General features: G+C 55.1%; 1 protein-coding gene and 1 pseudogene. One reads left to right on the top strand and one right to left on the bottom strand.

Annotated elements, in window-relative coordinates:
- The first annotated feature begins 153 nt into the window (after nucleotides 1-153).
- The gene (locus tag PSOLE_RS24325) at nucleotides 154-423 is read left to right on the top strand and encodes a hypothetical protein (RefSeq protein WP_162884224.1); all 270 of its coding nucleotides are present in this window, start codon (nucleotides 154-156) and stop codon (nucleotides 421-423) included.
- Nucleotides 424-476: 53 nt separating this feature from the next.
- Here PSOLE_RS24325 and PSOLE_RS25255 read toward each other — a convergent pair.
- A pseudogene (locus PSOLE_RS25255) lies at nucleotides 477-563 on the bottom strand (transcriptional regulator); the annotation flags it as partial.
- Nucleotides 564-1,711 lie beyond the last annotated feature (1,148 nt).

Consider the following 1,711-nt stretch of genomic DNA (forward strand, 5'->3'; position numbering starts at 1 on the left):
GCTCCATAGCGCCTTCTATCCGGTTCTTGTTCATCGGCTCGCAGATTACGCTCCACGCTTCCTCCCCACGCTCGGTCACCCTCACGCAGTTGCGCTTCACTTCGTTCGCTGTGATCAACTTACGGCGGGACTTGCACCCGCAGGAGTGCGCCCATGCTGGGCGCACAAGAAAGAAGCCCTCAGGCCGAAACCTTGAGGGCTCATATGCACGTCCAGATACTCGTCATTCCTGCGGAGGTGGGAGTCCAGAAAACAGCGCGTGTCGAACACGTCACCATTACCGCTCTCAGAACAACTCGGGTATCGCCTCCGCTTCACTACAACCGAATTGTCAGCATGCTAGCCAAAGGTCTGCATGAGAGGCTCGGCACAACGCCTGATTGCCGCGACTACATGCGGCGCTTGCTCGGCCAGTCCATCTGAACGTGCCAGTATCCGTTCCAGCGCACTCAACTGCCTGCGGATTATTTCTTCGGGCTGAGGGCGGCCTGAGTCAACCCACGATTCAAGCGGCGCTGCCGAAGTTGCTCGCCAAGTCGCACCGTGATGAGGGAATAGTCCATGTTCTGTATACGCAACAATTCATATTGAATGTTACGCATACCGAACCAGCTGAAAAATCAAAACATGGATGCGCCCGCCCCCGCTCATGCGCTGGGTACAATTGCGACGGTATTACCCAGGTGTGAGGAATGGCCTGGACCAGGCCCTCTCATACGAGAACGAACAGGGGAGAGCTTGCATATGGACGAACTCGGGCCGGCAAAGAGCAGGATCAGACTCGAGGCCAGAAAAGCGGTAGACGCGTAGCTTCAACCAGGCGATCTACAGGCCAAAGCAGGCACCGACCTGACCGAGCAGTACACCAGAAAGCGAAGGGGTAAGAAAATTAAGCTGACCAGATGAATTGCGGAAAAGCTTCAGGATTGCGGAAAGCATTGCGCCAAATCCCAATCCTGAAACCCGCATAAATCATGGTGCCGAAGCCGGACTAGAACACATCGCTACATAGCCAGTAATTATTGGTCTCTACATGCAACGCAAGCAGACCGTATACCTATACGTATACCTAAAACCCAAAGTACCCCCCTACCCTCCAAGTTGAAAGACCGCCATTTCTGCAGGCCGGGCGGCTATCGACTGGGCGCGGCTCGATTTCCCGCAAAGGGTAGCGCGCTGAGATAGACCCCATTTTCTACATGAGTAGATTTCATGATTTCTATGGAGTTTCACCAGTTAACCGATTTCAATAATTCACTAACTTTCAGGGCCGTGCACTAGCCCGAGAGCGGGGCTCGAATTACCCGTGACGGGCCTTCCATTGCAGGGGCCCCGGCCTGATATGGCAGGTGCCTGCCCCCATCAACATGAACCCGACGCATAGTCTTGGGCCGCTGGTGGCATCCACCCACGCGGGGGCGGGGGCGCGCGATCCCACATGCCAAAGATTCCGGTGTAATGGGTGTAAGAGGTGTAATTGACTTGCTGAAAGCCAGTAGTGACGGGGCTTGCAGCCGCATTACACCTTTATCGCTCATGCCTTACACCATCGATAAAACACGCCATTGGTGTAATGCCCAAGGCACTCAACAACCACCGACTGAAGTCGGTGGGTTAGTGACTTACGGACTGAAAGTCCGGATACGCGTCGACTGAACGACGCGTCGGATCAGTCAGGCTCCATCCTGAAATTATCGTTCGGGCTCGGCTC

Source organism: Pseudomonas oleovorans subsp. oleovorans, from assembly GCF_002197815.1.
Lineage (GTDB): Bacteria > Pseudomonadota > Gammaproteobacteria > Pseudomonadales > Pseudomonadaceae > Aquipseudomonas > Aquipseudomonas oleovorans.

What these genes read in the sequence shown, in the direction of transcription:
- PSOLE_RS24325 (WP_162884224.1), top strand. Translation starts at nt 154, where the DNA reads ATGCTGGGCGCACAAGAAAGAAGCCCTCAGGCCGAAACCTTGAGGGCT.